The following is an 18,974-nucleotide window of genomic DNA, read 5'->3' on the forward strand; positions in this document are numbered from 1 at the left end:
ATGCCGACCACGCCCACCACAGCCACGCCCCGTCCCCGCTCGCGCACCCGCCGCGTGCTGCGCGCGCTGGGCTGGACGCTGACGGGCCTGTTGCTCGTCGTGCTGCTGCTCGCCGCAGGCACCTGGTGGTGGCTCGGCTCGAACACATCACTGGCCTTCGCGCTCGCCCAGGCCGCGCAGCGCCTGCCCGCAGGCCAGACACTCGAGAGCCGCGACGTGACCGGCTCGCTGCGCACCGGCGGTCGCATCGGCTGGCTCAAGTGGCAAAGCGAGAGCCTCGCGGTCGAGGTGAACGACGCCACGCTCGGCTGGCAGCTCGCGCCGCTGTTCCAGCGCAAGGTGCAGCTCGGCGAGATCCACGCCGCGCGCCTGTCGATCGAACGCCGTGGCCCGCCCAGCGACACACCGACCGAGCCGCTCACGCAGGTCGCGCTGCCCGTCGAAGTGGCCGAGGTGCCCTTCCGCATCGACGAGGTGCGCTGGGCCGGACCGCCCGCGCTGGAAGCCAAAGGCCTCGCAGGCCGCTACAGCTACCTGGCCGCGCAGCACGCGCTGGACATCGAAGGCGTCGACATCGCCGACGGCCACTACAGCGCCCGCGTGCGGCTGCAAGGCCCGGCACCGATGGCGCTCGACGCCACGCTCGACGGCCGCGTGAAAGCCCCGCTCGCCGAAGACCGCCACATCGAGGTGCAAGCCAAGGCCTCGGTGAAGGGCACGCTGGCCGGCCCCGAGGCGCGCCTGCAGGTCGCCGCCGACCTGCAGCCCACCGAGCCCGACGCCGAAGCGCCCATGGCCGCCCAGCTGCGCGCGCAGATCGCGCCCTGGCTGCCGCAGCCCGTGGTCGACGCCAAGGCCGACCTGCGCAACGTCGACGCCGCCAGCCTCTGGCCCGGCGCGCCCCGGACCCGGCTCACCGGCACCGTTGAGCTCGCGCCCGATGCCGCCACCGGCCCCGCCGCGTGGAAGGCCTCGGCCGACATCCGCAACGCCGTCGCCGGCCCGTGGGACGAACAGAAGCTGCCCCTCGAGCAGGTCCAGGCCCAGGTCGGCTTCAACGGCACGACCTGGACCGTGCCCGAAGCCACCGTGCGCGCGGGCGGCGGCCGCATCGACGCCGAAGGCAGCTGGAGCCCCGCGCCCTCGCCCTGGCAGGTGCGCGCCACCGTGCGCGGCGTGCGGCCCGGCGCGCTGTACAGCGAGCTGTCGGGCGCGCCCGTCGGCGGGCAGATCAGCGCGCGGCAGGCCGAAGACTCCGACACCCTCGTCTTCGACGTCGCCCTCCGCGCCGAAGGCAACGGCGGTGCCGGCAGCAAGGCGCTGCCCGGCTTCGGCCTGGACCGCGCGCTGGCGCAGGGCCAGTGGAAAGACCAGGTGCTCGACCTGCGCACGCTGCGCGTCGAGGCGATGCGCGCCAGCATCGACGGCAAGCTGCAGGTGCGCGTGGCCGAGCAGGCCGCCAGCGGCAAGCTCGCCCTCTCGCTGCCGGGCGGCAGCGCGCAGCTCGACGGCCGCATCGCGCCCACCACCGGCGGCGGCGACCTCCAGGCGCGCATCGACGACGCCGAGGTACTGCAGCGCTGGGTGCAAGGCCTGCCGGGCCTGTCAGCTGTGTTCGCGAACGCCAGCGCCAAGGGCAGCGCCCGCCTCGACGCCAGCTGGCAAGGCGGCTGGCAGACCGTGCAGCGCCGCATCGAAAACCCCGGCGCTGCCGCGCGCGGCAACGCCGAGCCCAGCCTCAAGGCCGCGCTCGCCGTGCCGCGCCTCGACCTGAACCTGCCCGCGGCCCAGCCCGGCGGCACGGCCACCAGCGTGCAACTGCGCGCACTGCAGGCCGACCTCGCCGGCAGCATCGCCCAGGCCACGCTGACGCTCAAGGGCGAAGCCACCACCGGCACGCAGAAGCTCGCACTCGACACCCGCGCCAGCGGCGGCCTCGCCAGCACCAACCAGTGGCGCGCCACCCTCGCCAGCCTGCGCCTGCAAGCCCAGGACACCGTCACCGCGCGCCCCGGCCAGGGCCCCTGGGTGCTGGAGCTGGGTCGCGAGGTCACGGCCACCGTGCGCGCCGCCGACAACCGCCTCGACGTCGAAGCCTCCGCCGCCGACGCCACCCTGCGCGGCCCGCTGCCCGGCACCGTGCGCATCGACTGGCAGCCGCTGCGCTTCAACCAGAGCGGCGCCGCGCCCAACCGCGTGTTCCGCCTGCAGTCCAAGGGCCAGATGCAGGGCCTGCCGATGGCCTGGGCCGGCGCGTTCGGCGCCAACGCCACGCTGAGCGAACTCGGCATCAGCGGCGACCTGCTGTTCAACGGCGACTGGGACATCGACGCCGGCGACACCCTGCGCGCCAAGGCCCGGCTCGCGCGCCAGAGCGGCGACATCCGCGTGCAGGCCGGCGAGGCCGCGCTCGTCACCCGCATCACCAGCACCGGAACCGGCACCGCGAGCGAACGCACCATGAGCTCGGCCAGCGGCAAGAACGAGGTCAACGGCGTCGACCTCACCGCCACCCCGGCCGGCCTGCGCCGCGCCGAACTGCAGCTCGACGCGCAAGGCGACGCCGTGCGCGCCACCCTGGCCTGGGACAGCGAACGCGCCGGCCGCCTGGACGCCGAGCTCGGCACCCGCATGCAGCAGCGCAGCGGCGGCTGGCAGTGGGCGCCCGACGCGCCCCTGAACGGCACCCTGCGCGCCGCGCTGCCCAACCTGGGCGTGTGGTCCATGCTCGCGCCGCCCGGCTGGCGCATCGCCGGCACACTCGACGCCAACGCCACCCTGTCGGGCAACCGCACTGCGCCGCGCTGGAACGGCACGCTCGGCGCCGACCAGCTCGCGCTGCGCGCCCCGGTCGAAGGCCTCGACCTGCGCGACGGCCGCCTGCGCGCCTCGCTCACCGGCGACCGCCTCGAAATTGCCGAGTTCACGCTCAAGGGCGGCGCCGGCAGCAACGCACGCATCGGCGGCCAGAGCGGCAACCGCAGCACCGCCGCCAGCGAAGCGCGCACCGACGGCGGCTCGCTCACCGCGCGCGGCGACCTCAGCTGGGGCAGCAACAACAGCACGACCAGCACCGGCATCCGCATGGCCCTGCAGGCCGAGCTGCGCGCCCTGCGCGTGCTGGTGCGCACCGACCGCCAGGTGTCGCTGTCGGGCAACCTGCAGGCACGGCTGGACGACGGCCAGTTCAACGTGCGCGGCAAGCTCAAGACCGACCGCGCCGTCATCATCCTGCCCGACGAGACCGCGCCCAGCCTGGGCAGCGACGTCGTCGTGCGCTCGGCCGCCAAGGACAAGGCCGCCGCCGAGGCCGCGCAGCGCGAAGCCGCCAAGGCCGACGCCCAGGCGGCCAAGGCCGCCAACAAGCCCCAGACCGCCAAGCCGCCCGACATCGTCGTCACCTTCGACCTCGGCGACGACTTCGCCGTGCAGGGCCGCGGCATCACCACGCGGCTCGAGGGCGAACTGGAAATCCGCAGCACCCGCCTGGACGCCCCGCCGCGCATCACCGGCGAGGTGAAGACCGTCAAGGGCCAGTACCGCGCCTACGGCCAGCAGCTCGACGTCGAGACCGGCATCGCGCGCTTCAACGGCCCCTTCGACAACCCCGCGCTCGACATCCTGGCCATCCGCCCGAACATCGCGCAGCGCGCCGGCGTGCAGATCACCGGCTCCGCGCAGTCGCCGCGCGTGAAGCTCTACGCCGAGCCCGCGCTGTCCGACGCCGAAACGCTGTCATGGGTCATCCTGGGCCGCGCCTCGGCCACCAGCGGCGGCGAGTCGGCTCTCTTGCAGCAGGCCGCCCTGTCGCTGCTCGGCAAGATCGGCGGCACCACCACCGGCGGCAGCCTGGCCAGCCGCTTCGGCCTGGACGAACTCGGCTTCAAGGGCCCCGGCAACGGCGGCGACCTGCGCGAGTCGGCCGTCACGCTCGGCAAGCGGCTGTCCAAAGACTTCTACATCACCTACGAACGCAGCCTGGGCGGCACCTTCGGCACGATCTTCATCTTCTACGACTTGACCAAGCGCCTCACGCTGCGGGGGCAGGCGGGACAGACGAGCGGGGTGGACCTGATCTATACGATGAAGTACGACTGAGGGCGGCCGGGACACCCCAAGCTGGTAAAGTGCGGGCCGCGCCGCAGCAGCGGCGCACACCGTCTTCGTAGTTCAATGGATAGAACGGGGTCCTCCTAAGACTCAGATACAGGTTCGATTCCTGTCGAAGGCACCATGAGGTCGCATCGCGCCGTCTCATGGACCGTCGAGGCGAGACGCCCGAAAGCCCCTCACTCCTGCCCGCTCAAGAGGTCGCGAACTTCTTCAGGCACGCCGCCGAAGCGTCCACTTCCTTGCTGAAGGGGAGCATGTCGGAGTACTTGGAACGGCGCAGTTCGTACGTACCGTCGTCATGAATGTCGGCCACGATGTACTGAAACGCTTGCGCGATCACGTCGACCCGGTACCCGAAGGCCCGCTTGGTCTGCCGGACATGCGTGGCGATCGCGGTGTTCTGCGCGCCCAGGAATCCATCGAAAACGCAATCCATGAACTCAGGCTGCTCGGCCTTGTTGTAGGTACCGTGATGCACGGTCCAGAACGTATCCGGCTTCGCCGCGGTCGTGGGGGCCGTCGTGCAAGCAGACAAAGCGCCAGCAGCCAGCGCAGCCAATACAACTCTCAACATTCCTCGTCCTCCAAGATTTTTGAGCCCCGATCGTAGTGGCTCGATACGCATGGAGGAGACGTCACCCACCTACTTGAACGGCGGCGGCACCCGGATCTGCTGCCACTCCTCCGGCGTGATGAACTTCGCGCACGTCGGCAACGCGCTGATGACGCGACGCTGCGGCTTCATCGGAACGAGTTGCGCGTTCTCCTCTTCCCGATAGAGGTTCACCCCGCAGGCTTCGTACGAGATGCCCTGCTTGCTCTCGATGTCGCGGCGCGCCTCGAAGCGTTCGCGCAGGTTTCGGAACGACTGCCCGACGATGCGGTAGCGCTTGCCTTCCTCGGGCAGGAACGAAAACGAAATCCGGCACGCGGCACGGCCGTGGTACTCGATGAGCGCCTCTTCCCCCGCGCGGATGAACATCGCACCCTTGAGTTCGGTGCGCCCGCGGTAGCAGCCCTCTGCATTGAGGTTGTTGATGACCACGTCGTCCTTCGACTCGACGGTGACCTGTGCCCGGCTTTCCTGCTCGGTCGGCAAACGGTATGGTGTTTCACAGGCGCTCAGCAATGCAGCGGCGGCGATGGCGAATGCGTGCGAGCGAATCGCTCTGGGTGACATGGTGCGGCCCTCCCCTTGGTCTTGCGGTGCCGCGCGATGCTAAGGCAGCCGCCCCCCGCGTACGCCCCGCCCCGCGCAGGGACGAGATTTCAATCGACGACCCGACGGCGCGATGGACTACTTTTGGATGCACCGCGTAACGGCATGCTGCCCTTCGTAGCAAGAGACAAACAACAGGGGGCACACAATGAACAAGACCGAGGCCTTGGCGGCCATGGTGGAGGTGGCACGGATCGGGCGCGGCATGACGCCCGCCGATGCACTCACGCAGCTGGGCGAGCTGATCGCGCAGGAGTCGCCGGACGATCCGGCGCATGACGTGAAGGTCGAAAAGCTGCTGCGCCTGGGCGCCTGCATCTGGTCGTTGCGGCGCGGGGTGTTCCTGCCGGAGCCGCCCGGGCGCGGCATGGAGCCCGAAGAGGCCACGGCGCCCGCCCGGGTCCGCGAGATCGCGCCCATCGGCACCGTCCCCGCGCGGGTCTCGCACCCCGCCGCCTACCAGCCGGTGATCCCGGCGCTGAGCACGTCGGTGCACTACGCACGCGCGGCCTTCACACCACCCGAAACTCCTCCACCACAAAGGCCGTGATCTCCGCCAGGAAGGTCTTGGCGTGCGCCATGGTGCGCTGGCCTTCGGGCGAGGCGAACGCGGCGTTCAGCGTGTCGGTGTCCTCGAACCACAGTTCCACGATGCCGTCGATCGGCAGCTCGGCGTAGCCGCAGGGCGTGCCCTTCTCGAACTCGCGCGCAACCACCACGTTCTGACGGTAGCCGGCCACGCCGGGCATGCGGCGCACGTGGTCGGCGTGCACCTTCCATTCGCGGCGGAAGTCTTCTTCGGACTGCGCGACCGGGCGGCGCAGGGTCGAGATGCGCTTGAGCATCGCCGGCCCCGCCGACGATGCGGACGACGGCGGCGCGATGACCTCGGTCTGCTCGACCGTCACGATATGCAGCCCGCCCAGGAAGTGGTGCTCGTCGGCGCGGATCTCCGCGGCGAGTTCACCGGTGTTGAAGGCTGCATCGGCCTGCGCCGCCGCGTCGAACTGCAGCTGCGAGAAGCCATCGAAGTCCCACGGTCCGCGCGCGAAGTCGATGCCGCGCTGCAGCCGGTCGGTCACGCGGTTCTGGCGGTAGGCGCGCAGCGTGGGCAGGCGCGCGACGAGCGGGCCGTGGCGTTCGCGCCAGTGGCGGCTGAAGGCCTCGTCGGTCCAGCCGGGCTGCTTGCGGATCAGGCCCATGCGCAGGGTCGTGGTCGTCGTGGGTTCGGTCATCGGTCGGTCTCCTTGTGGGGCTGCGCGTTCTGCGCTTCGGCGCGCGCACGCGCCAGGCCGGGCGCACGCTTGGCGAGCCACACGCCGTGGCGCACGGGCCAGCGCTGGTACTGCGGATCGGCGCCGAGCGCGGCGGCCGCGTGGTGCGGCCAGTAGGGGTCGAACAGGGCTTCGCGGCCGAGCGCGACGAGATCGGCCTGCCCGGCGGCGAGCACGGCCTCAGCCTGCTGCGCGTCGACGATCATCCCGACGGCCTGCGTGACCACGCCGGCCTCGCGCCGGATGCGCTCAGAAAAAGGCACCTGGAAGCCCAGGCCACGCGGCACGGGCAGCGCGCGCGTCTCTTCGGTGAGGCCGCCCGACGAGCAGTCGATCACGTCGACGCCGCAGCGCTTCAGCTCGCGCGCGAGCACCACCGAGTCGTCGAGGTTCCAGCCGTCGAGCGTGCCGTCCACGGCCGAGAGGCGGCAGAACAGCGGCTTGCCGGCGGGCCATGCGGCGCGCACGCGCTGCGCGATTTCCAGTGCGAGCGACATGCGGTTCTCGCGGCTGCCGCCGAGCGCATCGTCGCGGTGGTTGGCGTTGGGCGACAGGAAGCTCGCCACCAGGTAGCCGTGGCCGAAGTGCAGCTCGACCACGTCGAAGCCCGCCCGGTCGGCGCGCACGGTCGCATCGACAAAACGCTGCACGACCTCGGCCATGTCGGCGGCATCGAGCGCGCGCGGCGCCGACCAGCCGGGGCCGGCCGCGAGCGCGCTGGGGCCCAGGCGCTCCCAGGGTTCTTCGTCGGCCGCCATGCGCGCCGGGTCGATGGCCGCCCCGCCCTCCCACAGCGGCTCGCTGCCGGCCTTGCGGCCCGCGTGCGCGAGCTGCACGCCGATGGCGCTGCCTTGCGCGTGGACAAAATCGACCACGGCCTTCAGCGGCGCGATCTGGCTGTCGTTCCACAGGCCGAGGTCGGCGGTGCCGATGCGCCCGCGCGGATCGACGGCGGTGCTCTCGGTGAGGATCAGGCCCGCGCCGCCGAGCGCGAACTTGCCCAGGTGCACCAGGTGCCACGGCGTGGCATGGCCGCGCTCGGCGGCGTGCTGGCACATGGGCGAGATGACGATGCGGTTGGCCAGCATGAGCTCGCGCAGCTGCAAGGGCTGGAACAGCAGGGGAAGAGAAGAGTCAGGCATGTGAAGGAATCAAGGGGCCGGCGCAGCCACGGGCCGCGTGCCGAGCCAGGTGCCGCTCATCACTGCGGCAAAGCCGAACAGGTGCCACCACGTGAGCACTTCACCCAGCAGCAGCGCCGCGAACAGCACGCCGAACACCGGCACCCAGTAGAGAAAGACGGCCGTGCGCGCCACGCCGATGACGGAGATCGCACGGTTCCAGATGAGGTTGCCTACGGCGGTGGCCGCGATGCCCGAGAACAGCACGAGCGCCCACGGCCACAGGCCGGGAAAGAGCTGCGCCGCGCCGAGTTGCGACGGTCCGAGCAGGGTGTGCACCACGAGCATGAACGTGCCGATGAGGTAGATGACCCAGCTGATCGACAGCGGATCGACCTGCCGCGCCAGCCGCTGCACGCCCACGCCGCCGACCGCGAAGCTCACCACCGACAGCGCGAGCATCAGGTCGCCGATGCCGGCGCTCGACAGCCCCGCGCCCGGGTGGCTCAGCACCACCGCCGCCACGCCCGCGAAGCCCAGCGCCACGCCCACCATGCGGCGCGCCGTGAAGCGCTCGCCGAAGACCAGCGCGGCCATCAGCGCCGACACCAGCGGGCTCAGCGCCATGATGAGCGCGCCGTTGGTGGCGGTGGAACGCAGCAGCCCCTGCGCGAACAGGATCTGGTTGCCGTAGACCATGAGGAAGGCGCAGCCCGCCATCACCGCGAGTTGCCGCGCCGTGAGCCGGGGCACGCCGCCGCGCCGCCACAGCACGATGGCGCTGAGCGCGATGCACGCCACGCCCATGCGCAATGCCGCGAGCGGCAGCGTCTCGAAGGACGCGGTGAGCGCCTTCACGGCCGAGACGTTCACGCCCCACACCAGCATCGCGAGCAGCATCCAGCCCTGCACGGACGCGGGCGTGGCGCCGTGCGAAGGCGCGGGTTGGTTCACCTCAGCTCTCGAGGGCGTTCCACATCTCGATGTCGCGCTCGGCGGTCCAGATGCGCGGGTGCACGTGGCCGGTGGCTTCGTCGTAGGCACGGGTCACGTCGAAGGGCATGCAGTGGTCGAAGATCACCCAATGGCCGTAGGTCGGGCGCAGCGCGGCCACGGTTTCCTTGTAGATCACGTTGAGCGACTTGCCCTCGGCCACGCCGTTGTTCACCAGCGTGTAGACGTCGGAGATGAAGGCGCGCGTGGAAGCGATGGCCTTGCGCACGTCGGCGGCGTTTTCCAGTGCGGCGCCACGGCCGGGCACCAGCTTCTCGAAGCCGAAGCCGGCCAGGCGGTCCAGCGTGGTGGGCCAGTCGCGGAAGTAGCAGTCGCCCGCGTAGGCGGTGCTCTGGTATTCGACGAGGTCGCCCGCGAAGCAGATCTTCTGGTCTTCGAGGTAGGCGATGGTGTCGCCCTTGGTGTGGCCGCGGCCCACCTGTGCGATCTTCACTTCGAGCTTCTTGCCGAGCCACACGCTCATCGTGCCGTCGAAGGTCATGGTGGGCCAGGTGAGGCCGGCGGGCACCGACTCGACGTTGCGGAACAGGCGCGGGAAGCGGCCGATCTCGCTGGCCTTGTCCTGCTCGCCGCGCTCGACGATCAGGTCGTAGGTGTCGCGGCTGGCCAGGATCTGCTCGGCGCCTTCCTTGAAGTACGCCGACGCGCCCAGCACGCGCACCGCGTGGTAGTGGCTCAGCAGCACGTACTTGATGGGCAGCGGCGTGACTTCGCGGATACGGCGGATCACGTCCTGCGCCATCGCGGGCGTGGCCTGGGTGTCGACCACCATCACGGCCTCGTCGCCGATGAAGACGCCGGTGTTGGGGTCGCCCTCGGCGGTGTAGGCGTAGGCGTTCTCCGAGAGGCGGGTGAACGAGACCTTCTTTTCTTCGAGGTCGGCCTGGCTGGCGAATTTCTTGGTGGTCATGAATGGTCCTTTGATGTGAGCGGTGAATTCAATGCGTGCCGAGGTACGCGGACTTCACCTTGGGGTTGTCGAGCAGCTCGCGGCCGGAGCCTTCGAGCGTGATGCAGCCGGTTTCGAGCACATAGGCGCGGTCGGCCACGCCCAGCGCCTGCTTGGCCATCTGTTCCACCAGCAGGATCGTGAGACCCGAGCTGCGCAGCTGGCGGATGGCGTCGAAGATGTCCTTGATGATGAGCGGCGCCAGGCCCAGCGAGGGCTCGTCGAGCAGCAGCAGGCGCGGCTCGCTCATGAGCGCGCGGGCGATCGCGAGCATCTGCTGCTCGCCGCCCGACAGCGTGCCGGACAGTTGATGTTCGCGCTCCTTCAGGCGCGGAAAGCGCACGAACTCACGTTCGATGGCGCGCTCCACGAAGGCCTTGTCGTTGCGGCGCGAATAAGCGCCGAGCATCAGGTTCTCGCGCACGGTCTGGTCGGGGAACACGCCGCGCCCCTCGGGCGACAGCGCCACGCCCAGGCCCACGCGCTGGTGCGCGGGCACGTGCGTGCAGTCCTTGCCGTCCACGAGCACGCGGCCTGCGGCCACGGGCTCCAGCCCGACGATGCTCTTGAGCAGCGTGCTCTTGCCGGCGCCGTTGGCGCCGATGATGGTGACGACCTCGCCCGCGCGCACTTCCAGGCTCACGCCCTTGACGGCCTCGATGGCGCCGTACGAGACCTTCACCGATTCGATTTTCAACATGATGGTTTCGGTCCTCTGGCTCAGGCGGGCACTGCTTCGGGTTCTTCGTCGTCCACGCCCAGGTAGGCCTCGACCACGCGCGGGTTCGACTGCACCTCGGCGGGCTTGCCCTCGGCGATCTTCACGCCGTAGTCGAGCACGATCACGTGGTCGGAGATCGACATCACCAGGTCCATGTGGTGCTCCACCATCAGGATGGACACGCCGCACTTGCCGATGCGCACCAGCAGTTCGCCGAGCTCGGCCGTTTCCTGCGGGTTGAGGCCGGCGGCGGGCTCGTCGAGCAGCAGCAGCTGCGGCTCGGTGGCCAGCGCGCGCGCCAGTTCCACGCGGCGCTGCAGGCCGTAGGGCAGGCTGCCGGCGGGCCAGTGCGCCAGGTGGCCCAGGCCCACGAGGTCGAGCAGCTGCAGCGCGCGTTCGCGCGTGGCGCGCTCCTGCTTGCCGGCCGTGGGCCAGGCCACGAGCGACGACAGGAAGCCGTTGCTCATGCGGCTGTGCCGCCCCAGCATCACGTTGTCGAGCACCGAGAGGTCGGCGAACAACCGCAGGTTCTGGAAGGTGCGGCCCATGCCCAGGCAGCAGATGGTGTGCGCCGGCTGGCCCACGATGTTGCGGCCCAGGAAGCGGATCACGCCCGCGTCGGGTTCGACCACGCCGGTGAGCATGTTGATCATGGTGCTCTTGCCGGCGCCGTTCGGGCCGATGATCGCATGGATGTGGCCGCGCTGCAGGCGGAACGACACGTCCTGCGCCGGCTTCACGCCGCCGTACGACTTGGTCACGCCCTGCACCACCAGCAGCTCGCCTTCGCCACCGGGACCGATCTGGCCCGGCACGCCGTTGCCGGCCGCCCCTTCGCCGCGGTGGCGCGACTTCAGGAACCACTTGTTGAACAGGCCCACCACGCCGCCCGGCATCACGTACAGCGCGAACAGCAGCAAAAAGCCGTACAGGAAGTGCTGCGCCGAGGGCCAGCGCGCGAGCAGCGCGTCGGTCGCCGTGAGCAGCACCGCGCCCACGATGGGGCCGTACATCGAGCCCGCGCCGCCGAACAGCACCAAGAGCAGGATGAAGATCGACAGATGGAAGGTGATGAAGTCGGAGTTGATGTACTGGTTCTGCTGCGCCACGAGCGCGCCCGCGATGCCGCAGGTGACGGCCGCGACCACGAAGGCCATGACCTTGGCGCGGTACACGCGCACGCCCACCGACGACGAGGCGATCTCGTCCGCCTGCAGCGACAGCAGCGCGCGGCCGAAGCGGCCCTGCAGCAGGTTGCGCAGCAGCAGGTGCAGCGCGGCGCTGAGCACGATGCCCAGGATCACCCATTGCACGCTGCTCAGCGGCTGGCCGTTCCAGGTCAGCGGGCGGATGCCGTAGATGCCCTGCGCGCCGCCGAACACGTCGGTCCATTCGCCCACGAGCTTCTCGACCACGATGCCGAAGGCCAGCGTGACCATCGCGAGGTACGGGCCTTTCACGCGCAGCGAGGGCAGCGCGATGAGCACGCCGCACACGCCGGAGACAACCGCCGCGATCACCAGCGCGAGCCACGGGCTCAGCTCGGTGCGCGAGGTGATGAGCGCGACCGCATAGGCACCGGCCGCGAACAGGCCGGCTTGGCCCAGCGATTTCTGGCCTGCATAGCCGACCAGCACGTTCATGCCGGCGGCACACAGGTAGTAGACGCACATCATGAAGGCGATGCGCAGGTAGTAGTCGTTGCCGGACAGCGAGACCAGGCCGCACAGCACGGCCGCCACCAGCACCACGGCGGCGGGATGGGCGAGGCGCTTCATACCTTCTCCACCGTCGAGCGGCCGAACAGGCCCGTGGGCCGGAAGGCCAGCACCAGGATCACGAGCGCGAACACCGCGACCTCGCGCCACTGCGCCTGCCAGAGATTCACCATCGACTCGAGCACGCCCAGCAGGAAGCCGCCGATGACGCAGCCGCGCGGGTTGCTCAGGCCGCCGATCATGGCGCCCGAGAAACCCTTGAGCCCCACGGTCAGCCCCATGAAGAGCGACGCCTGCGCGATGGGCGCGAGCAGGAAGCCCGACAGCCCCGCCAGCGCCGAGCTGACGACGAAGGCGCCGATCATCATGGCGTTGGTGTTGATGCCCATGAGGCTGGCGACGTTGCCGTTCTGCGCCACGGCGCGCATGGCCTTGCCGATCATGGTGCGGTTCATCACGCGGTCGAAGCCGATCATCACGACCACGGCCACGCCCAGCGTCAGCAGTTCCTGCGGGCGCACGCCCACGCCGAACATGCGGATCACGGTGTCACCCACGGGTGCGGGCACCACCACGGGCTTCGGGCCCCAGATGGCCAGGCCCACGCTCTGCAGGATCACGCCGAAGCCCAGCGTGCTCATGACCCAGGCCATGCCCGGGCGGCCCGCGAACGGACGCACGCCAAGCACATAGAGCAGCCAGCCCAAGAGGCCCATCACGCCGAGCGCGGCGACCAGCGCGAACAGCTGCGCGCCCGCGCCGGGCACGGCATCGCCGAAGGTGGTGGAACTGAGCGGCTTGCCCAGCACGAGGAACAGCGCGCTCATGCCGATGAACGCGCCGGCCGAGACGAACTCGCCGTGCGAGAAGTTCAGCGTCTTGGTCGTCGTGAACGTGATGCTGAATCCGAGGGCCACCAGCGCATAGGCACCGCCGACGGCGAGCCCGCTGATGAGCGCCTGCAGGAGCGCTTCAACCATGGTGTGTATCTCCGTTGCGGAACGGGGCGGTGCCCCGTTCCTTTTGTCTCAGACGTTTATTGCTTGAAGTCGGCCGGCTTGAGCGCGCCGATCAGCGCGTCGCTGTAGGGCAGCAGCTTGCCGTCCTTCCAGCGGATCCAGACCAGATCCTTGGCCGTCAGGGCTTCGTGGTTGGTCTTGCTGAAGGGCTTCTCGTAGGTCTTGAGCACGCCCTGCACCGGCGTCTTCAGGTCTTCGAGCGCAGCACGCACAGCGGCGCCGTCGGTGCTGTTGGCCTGCTTCATGGCCTGGGCCAGCAGCAGCACCGAGTCGTAGCCGTGCAGCGCGAACGAGAACGAGCCCGGTGCCTTCAGCTTGCTGCCGATGCGGTCGAACAGCTTCTGCTGCACGGGCGTGCGCGTTTCGCTCACGGTGCGCATGAAGATCGGCTTCTCGGCCAGCGCCTTGCCGGCCGCGTCATAGAAGGTGATGTTGTCGGCCGCCCACGAGGTGAGCGTCAGCGGGAAGTAGTTGATCTTCTCCATGCTGCGCACCAGCTGCGCGATGGGCGTGCCCTGCGCCCACACCACCACGGTGTCGACGTTGGCGGCCTTCATCTTCGAGAGCTGCGAGGTCATGTCGGTGTCGCCCACGCCGAAGCGCTCGGTGGCCGCGATCTTGATGTCCTGCAGCTTGGCGATTTCTTCCATGTCCTTCAGGCCGCCCTGGCCGTAGCCGGTGGTCTCGGCCATGAGGCCCACGACCTTGGAGCCGGCCGTGTTGCGCTTCACGTAGGCCATGAGCGCGGCGACCTGCTCGCGGTCGACCATCGAGACGCGGAACATGTAGTTGTCGGCGCCCGCGCTCATGGGCTTGGTGATGTCGGTGCCCGAGCCCACGTTGCCCAGCACCGGAATCTTCTTCTGGTTGGCGATGTGCTTCCAGGCCATGGCGTTGCCCGAGTTGGTGGGGCCGAACACGGCGACGACCTTCTCGTTGTCGACCAGGTCGCTCATGTTCTGGATCGACTTCGGCGGCGCCGAGACATCGTCGCGCGTGACCAGCGTGAACTTCCGTCCGAGCGCGCCGCCGGCGGCGTTCAGGTCGGCAATGGCCGCTTCCATGCCCAGCACCGCGGCCTGGCCGCTCTGCGCCGAAGGCGAAGCCGAGAGGTCGCCGTTGTAGCCGAGCTTGATGTCTTGCGCGTAGGCGCCTGCCGAGAACGCCGCGAAGGCGGCGGTCGCGAGCAGGGTCTTGTACAGACGGATCGTTTTCATTCTTTGTCTCCTAAGGGTTGACGGACGGGGAACGGGAAATCGAAAAGGAAGAGGTGCGGCTCAGACGGCGAGGAAGCCGCCGTCCACCGGCAGCGTGATGCCGGTGACGTAGCGCGACATGTCGCTGGCCAGGAAGATCACCGGGCCCACCAGGTCTTCGGTCTGGCCGACGCGGCCCAGCGGGATGCGCGTCATGAACGACTCGAGGCGCTGCGGGTTCTCGCGCGTGGCCGCGGTCATGGGCGTCTCGATCACGCCGGGGGCCAGTGCGTTCACGCGCACGCCGGCCGGTGCGAGCTCCTGCGCCAGCGACTGCGTGAGCATCTTGATGGCGCCCTTCGAGGGCGAGTAGCCCAGGCTCGCGGCCTGCCCCGCGTAGGCGGCGATGGAGGCGATGTTGATGATCGAGCCCTTCGTCTGCTTGAGCACGGGGATGAAGGCCAGCGTGGTGTTGAAGGTGCCGTGCACGTTCACGTCGATGGTCTTCTTCCAGTTGGCCGCGGCGTTCGGGCTGCTGGTGGTCTCGCGGATGATGATGCCTGCGTTGTTCACCAGCAGGTCGACGTGGCCGACCTCTTGCGCCACGCGCGCCGCCAGTGCCTGGCAGGCCTCGGGCGCGGTGACGTCGAGCACGAACGACCAGGCCTCGCCGCCTTCATTGCGCACCAACTGCGCGGTCTCGGCCACGGTGGCTTCGTTCATGTCGGTGACGACAACGCGCGCGCCCGCCTGGGCCAGGCCGAGCGCGAGCGCGCGGCCGTTGCCCTGGCCGGCGCCGGTGATCAGCGCGAGGCGGCCTTCGAGCAGGCGCGGTGCGACGTGAGGAGGAAAGGGCATGGTCGGCTCCTTGGGTTGACTATCGGAACGGGGATCAGGCGCCGCGCGGCACGGCCACGGCTTCGCGCTGTTCGACGTGCAGGGGCACGGCCACTTCGGCCTGGGCGACCTGCAGGCCCGCGACGTAGCCGAAGGTGAGCGCCGGGCCGAGCGTGATGCCCGCGCCGGGGTAGTTGCCGCCCATCACGCTGGCCGCGTCGTTGCCGACGGCGTACAGGCCCTTGATCGGCTGGCGGTCGGCGTCGAGCACGCGCGTCTTCTCGTCGGTGACGAGGCCGGCGAAGGTGCCGATGTCGCCGATGACGAGCTTGATCGCGTAGTACGGGCCGTTGTCCAGCGGCGCGACGCAGGGGTTCGGCGTGACGTTGGCGTCGCCCTGGTAGCGGTTGTAGGCCTTGCTGCCCTTGCCGAAGGCGGGGTCGTCGCCGGTGCGCGCGCCCTGGTTGAACTCCTGCACGGTGGCTTCGAGCGCGGCGGGGGCGATGCCGATTTCTTTCGCCAGCTCGCCGATGCTCGCGCCGCGCTTGAGGTAGCCGGTCTTCAGGTGGCGGCCGATGGGCAGCGGCGCGGGCGCGACGCAGCCCAGGCCGTAGTCGCGCAGCGCCTTGTGGTCGCACAGCAGCCAGGCCGTGACCTCGGGCTCGCCCTCGCAGGCCTTGACCATCGCCTGCACGAAGTCGTGGTACGAGTTGCCTTCGTTGGCGAAGCGCTTGCCCTTGGGCGTGACCGCGATCACGCCGGGCTTGGCGCGGTCGATGAAGTGCGGCATGACGCCCTTGCTGCCGTCGGGGCGCGTGGTGACCGAGGCCGGCACCCAGGCCGCGGCGTGCGGGATGGTGCCGTCGACGCGGCCGCCCACGGCCTCGGCCAGGCGCAGGCCGTCGCCGGTGTTCGTGGAAGGCGACGGCGAGTAGTGCTCCTTGCCGGTGGGTGCGTGCGGGAACAGCTGCTTGCGGCGCTCCACGTCGTAGGGGAAACCGCCGCAGGCCAGCACCACGCCGCGTTTGGCGGTGATGCGCACCGACTTGCCTTCGTGCTGCACCACGGCGCCCGAGACGCCGTCGTACTCGACCACGAGCTTCTTCACGGGCGACGAGAGCCACACGGGAATGTCCAGGTCCATCGCGGCCTTGGCCAGCCGGCCGGCCAGCGCGTTGCCGTTGGTCAGCGTCATGCCACGGCCGTGGCGCACCACGTCCAGGAAGTGGCGGGTCAGGCGCTTGGTCACGTACCAGAACGAGGTCGGCGACTTGAAGGCCCGCATGAAGTGTTTGATCTCGGGGCCCGAGCCCAACATCATTCCGAACACCGTGAGCTCGGGCAGCGGCGGTGCCAGGTGCTTGATGCGCGCACCGAGCTCGCGGCCGTCGAACGGACGCGTGACCATCGAGCGGCCGCCGGGCTGGCCGCCGGGCGCTTCGGCGTGGTAGTCGGGGAAGACGGCCGGCATGTCGAACTGCACGCAGGTCTGGCGCGTGAAGAAGTCGATGGCCTTGGGGCCCATGTCGAGGAAGGCACCCACGCGCGCGGCGTCGAAGTGCGTCGTGGTCTCGTGCTTCATGTAGTCGAGCGCCGCGCCGGGCGGCTCATGGATGCCCTGCTCCGTGGCCAGGCGCGTGCCCGGAATCCACAGCCAGCCACCCGAGCGCGCGGTGGTGCCGCCGAAGCGCGGCTCTTTCTCGACCACCAGCACCTTCAAACCCTGCGACGCCGCCGTGACGGCGGTAGCCATGCCCGATGCGCCGCTGCCGACGACGAGGACATCGCATTCCCACGTGTTCTGTTCCATCTCTGCCTCTGTTCGCTCTCGTGTTGTGTGTACGACTTAAGTTGCGGCGGAGTGTAGGCAGCGATGTTGATATGGTCAAGTCGTTTAGTTACTATCAGATGATCAGTCATCGTCGATTGAACACGACAATATCAGTAGAAACCCTGATGGCTATACTCGCTCCCACTCTCAACCCCCACGCCGGGCGCCCCATGGAAAAGCCAAGACGTGGCATTCAATCCGTCGAAATCGGAACGCAATTGCTGGTCGCGCTCGGGCGGCACGTGGCGCCCATGGCGCTGCGCGACCTCGGCAAGTCGGCCGGCATTCCGGTCGGCAAGGCGCACCCCTACCTGGTGAGTTTTCTGAAGGTCGGCTTCGTGGTGCAGGACGGCACCGGCCGCTACGAGCTGGGCCCGCTGGCCCTGCAGCTGGGCCTGGCCAAGCTGCAGCGGCTCGACCCGATCAAGGAAGCCTCGCCGCTCATCGAGGCGCTCGCGTCCGAGACCGAGCAGAGCATCGCGGTCGCGGTCTGGGGCAACTTCGGGCCGACCGTGGTGCGGCTGGAAGAACCGATCCACCCGCTGCACGTGAACCTGCGCACCGGCACCGTGATGTCGCTGGCCTACACGGCCACGGGCCGGCTGTTCGCGGCGTATCTGCCGCCGAAGGTGGTGGAAAAAATGATGCTCGAAGACCTGGCGCGCACGCGCCCGGCCGACGGGCGCGGCGCCAGCGAGGAGCTGTCGAAGTCGCAGATCGAGGCGCTCCTGGTCGAGACGCGGCTGCACGGCGTGTCGCGCACGCTGGGCCAGCCGATTCCGGGCATCGACGCCTTCTGCGCGCCGGTGTTCGACTCGACCAATAACCTGGTGCTGGGCATCACAGCCATGGGCCCCGAGGCCACCTTCGACAGCGACTGGAACGGCCGCGTGGCCGTGCCGCTGAAGGCCTGCGCGCTGGAGATCTCGCGCCGCCTGGGCTTCGTGCCCACCGACGAAGCGGGCTGAACCGCCGGCCCATGCCGTGTAGGCAGGCGCTCACGCGCGGGGCCTGACTTTTCCCGCATGCGGGGCATGCCGGGGGCCTCATGCTGAAGGCCTTCGAAACGGAAACGGCCCGATTCCTCCTCACGGCGCCCCTGGCGTCGTTCAGCGCTTCCCCACCCGGGAGGCGCTTTTTTATGCCCGGCGCCGCCGTGCGATCAGGTCAGGTCAGTGGGTGTCGCGGCGCAGCTGCTGCACGTCTTCATGCAGCGAATGCGCCCAGCTGCGGCGCTCACGGCTGTACGAAGGCTGCGGCTCGCCGAAGCGCACGATGGCCAAGAGCGGCGGCGCGCGCAGCGTGTTCCACACCGAGGCCAGCAGGTTGTCGTCGTCGATGTAGCGCGGCGCCTGGCTGGTTTCGCCGGTGGCGGCGTCGGCAAAGCGCAGCGCGGCCGGAATCACCGGCGCACCTGAAGAAATCGCGGCCTGCAGCAGGTTGGCGTGAAACGGCAGCAGCCCGCGCCCGTCGCTCGTGGTGCCTTCGGGGAACACGCCGATCAGGTCGCCGCCGCGCAGCGCCTCGGTCATGTGGTGCACCACGCGCATGGCGTCGCGGCGCCGTTCACGCTCGATGTAGAGCGTGCCGGCGCCGGTGGAGAGCGTGCCGATCACCGGCCACTGCTTGACGTCCGACTTCGACACGAAGCGCACATGGCGCGCCGCATGGATGGCGGTGATGTCGAGCCACGACAGGTGGTTGCAGATGAGCAGCGCGGGCCCGTGCACGGGCGGCTCGCCCTGCACGCGCAGCGTGACGCCCATGATCTGCAGCATGCGCTGCGACCAGGCCTGCACGCGCGCGTTGCGTTCGTCCTGCGGCAGGTGCGGAAAGGTGAAGCGGATCGTCCACCAGCCCGACAGCGCATGCGAGGCCGCATGCAGCAGGCGCCAGCCGGCCTTCAACGAGTGCAGCATCTGGACGCGGGCCCTCTTCTTCTTTGTGACGACGTGCCGTGTG

16 protein-coding genes and 1 tRNA gene are annotated in these 18,974 nt (G+C 69.6%); 4 read left to right on the forward strand and 13 right to left on the reverse strand.

Going from position 1 to position 18,974, the window contains the following annotated elements:
- The gene (locus AC07OH_RS23310) at positions 1–4,098 is read left to right on the forward strand and encodes a translocation/assembly module TamB domain-containing protein (RefSeq protein WP_495302288.1); all 4,098 of its coding nucleotides are present in this window, start codon (positions 1–3) and stop codon (positions 4,096–4,098) included.
- Positions 4,099–4,159: 61 nt separating this feature from the next.
- Positions 4,160–4,234: transfer RNA gene (locus tag AC07OH_RS23315), tRNA-Arg, on the forward strand.
- 69 nt (positions 4,235–4,303) lie between these two features.
- Here the strand turns inward: AC07OH_RS23315 and AC07OH_RS23320 are convergent.
- The gene (locus tag AC07OH_RS23320; protein ID WP_307696962.1) at positions 4,304–4,687 is read right to left on the reverse strand and encodes a hypothetical protein; all 384 of its coding nucleotides are present in this window, start codon (positions 4,685–4,687) and stop codon (positions 4,304–4,306) included.
- Between the two features lie 69 nt (positions 4,688–4,756).
- Positions 4,757–5,293 (reverse strand): hypothetical protein, encoded by a 537-nt coding sequence (locus tag AC07OH_RS23325; RefSeq protein WP_495302289.1) that lies wholly within the window; start codon positions 5,291–5,293, stop codon positions 4,757–4,759.
- Between the two features lie 187 nt (positions 5,294–5,480).
- Between AC07OH_RS23325 and AC07OH_RS23330 the strand changes: the two genes are divergently transcribed.
- On the forward strand, positions 5,481–5,882 hold the full coding sequence (locus tag AC07OH_RS23330; RefSeq protein WP_216846569.1) for a hypothetical protein: 402 nt from the start codon (positions 5,481–5,483) through the stop codon (positions 5,880–5,882).
- Here AC07OH_RS23330 and AC07OH_RS23335 read toward each other — a convergent pair.
- The 10 genes from AC07OH_RS23335 to AC07OH_RS23380 are packed head-to-tail and all read right to left on the reverse strand — an operon-like array spanning position 5,845 to position 16,991.
- Entirely contained in the window at positions 5,845–6,567 is a 723-nt protein-coding gene (locus AC07OH_RS23335) for an EthD domain-containing protein (RefSeq protein WP_495302290.1), read from the reverse strand. The genes AC07OH_RS23330 and AC07OH_RS23335 overlap by 38 nt on opposite strands.
- Complete coding sequence (locus AC07OH_RS23340) at positions 6,564–7,748, reverse strand: NADH:flavin oxidoreductase/NADH oxidase (RefSeq protein WP_495302291.1); 1,185 nt, start codon at positions 7,746–7,748, stop codon at positions 6,564–6,566. Before AC07OH_RS23340 ends, AC07OH_RS23335 begins: the two co-directional genes overlap by 4 nt.
- Before the next feature lie 9 nt (positions 7,749–7,757).
- Positions 7,758–8,681, reverse strand: a complete 924-nt coding sequence (locus AC07OH_RS23345; RefSeq protein ID WP_495302292.1) for a DMT family transporter — start codon at positions 8,679–8,681, stop codon at positions 7,758–7,760.
- Between the two features lies 1 nt (position 8,682).
- Complete coding sequence (locus AC07OH_RS23350; protein ID WP_095746773.1) at positions 8,683–9,651, reverse strand: MBL fold metallo-hydrolase; 969 nt, start codon at positions 9,649–9,651, stop codon at positions 8,683–8,685.
- A 28-nt stretch (positions 9,652–9,679) separates the two neighbouring features.
- On the reverse strand, positions 9,680–10,390 hold the full coding sequence (locus AC07OH_RS23355) for an ABC transporter ATP-binding protein (protein ID WP_495302293.1): 711 nt from the start codon (positions 10,388–10,390) through the stop codon (positions 9,680–9,682).
- Positions 10,391–10,410: 20 nt separating this feature from the next.
- Positions 10,411–12,189, reverse strand: a complete 1,779-nt coding sequence (locus AC07OH_RS23360; RefSeq protein WP_495302294.1) for a branched-chain amino acid ABC transporter ATP-binding protein/permease — start codon at positions 12,187–12,189, stop codon at positions 10,411–10,413.
- A complete protein-coding gene (locus AC07OH_RS23365) occupies positions 12,186–13,109 on the reverse strand; it encodes a branched-chain amino acid ABC transporter permease (RefSeq protein WP_062469725.1) in 924 nt (307 codons plus the stop codon). Before AC07OH_RS23365 ends, AC07OH_RS23360 begins: the two co-directional genes overlap by 4 nt.
- Before the next feature lie 56 nt (positions 13,110–13,165).
- The gene (locus AC07OH_RS23370) at positions 13,166–14,365 is read right to left on the reverse strand and encodes an ABC transporter substrate-binding protein (protein WP_062469728.1); all 1,200 of its coding nucleotides are present in this window, start codon (positions 14,363–14,365) and stop codon (positions 13,166–13,168) included.
- Positions 14,366–14,425: 60 nt separating this feature from the next.
- The gene (locus AC07OH_RS23375) at positions 14,426–15,202 is read right to left on the reverse strand and encodes an SDR family NAD(P)-dependent oxidoreductase (protein WP_139704791.1); all 777 of its coding nucleotides are present in this window, start codon (positions 15,200–15,202) and stop codon (positions 14,426–14,428) included.
- Between the two features lie 34 nt (positions 15,203–15,236).
- Positions 15,237–16,991, reverse strand: coding sequence for an FAD-dependent oxidoreductase (locus AC07OH_RS23380; protein ID WP_495302295.1), 1,755 nt, complete (start codon positions 16,989–16,991; stop codon positions 15,237–15,239).
- 191 nt (positions 16,992–17,182) lie between these two features.
- Between AC07OH_RS23380 and AC07OH_RS23385 the strand changes: the two genes are divergently transcribed.
- Positions 17,183–17,980: an IclR family transcriptional regulator gene (locus AC07OH_RS23385; RefSeq protein ID WP_495302296.1), complete on the forward strand. Its 798-nt coding sequence runs from the start codon at positions 17,183–17,185 to the stop codon at positions 17,978–17,980.
- A gap of 204 nt (positions 17,981–18,184) precedes the next feature.
- Here the strand turns inward: AC07OH_RS23385 and AC07OH_RS23390 are convergent, their stop codons facing one another.
- Positions 18,185–18,931 (reverse strand): lysophospholipid acyltransferase family protein, encoded by a 747-nt coding sequence (locus tag AC07OH_RS23390; protein ID WP_495302297.1) that lies wholly within the window; start codon positions 18,929–18,931, stop codon positions 18,185–18,187.
- Between the last annotated feature and the right edge of the window lie 43 nt (positions 18,932–18,974).

The sequence above is a fragment of the Variovorax sp. GW821-FHT10C12 genome (genome assembly GCF_059415405.1).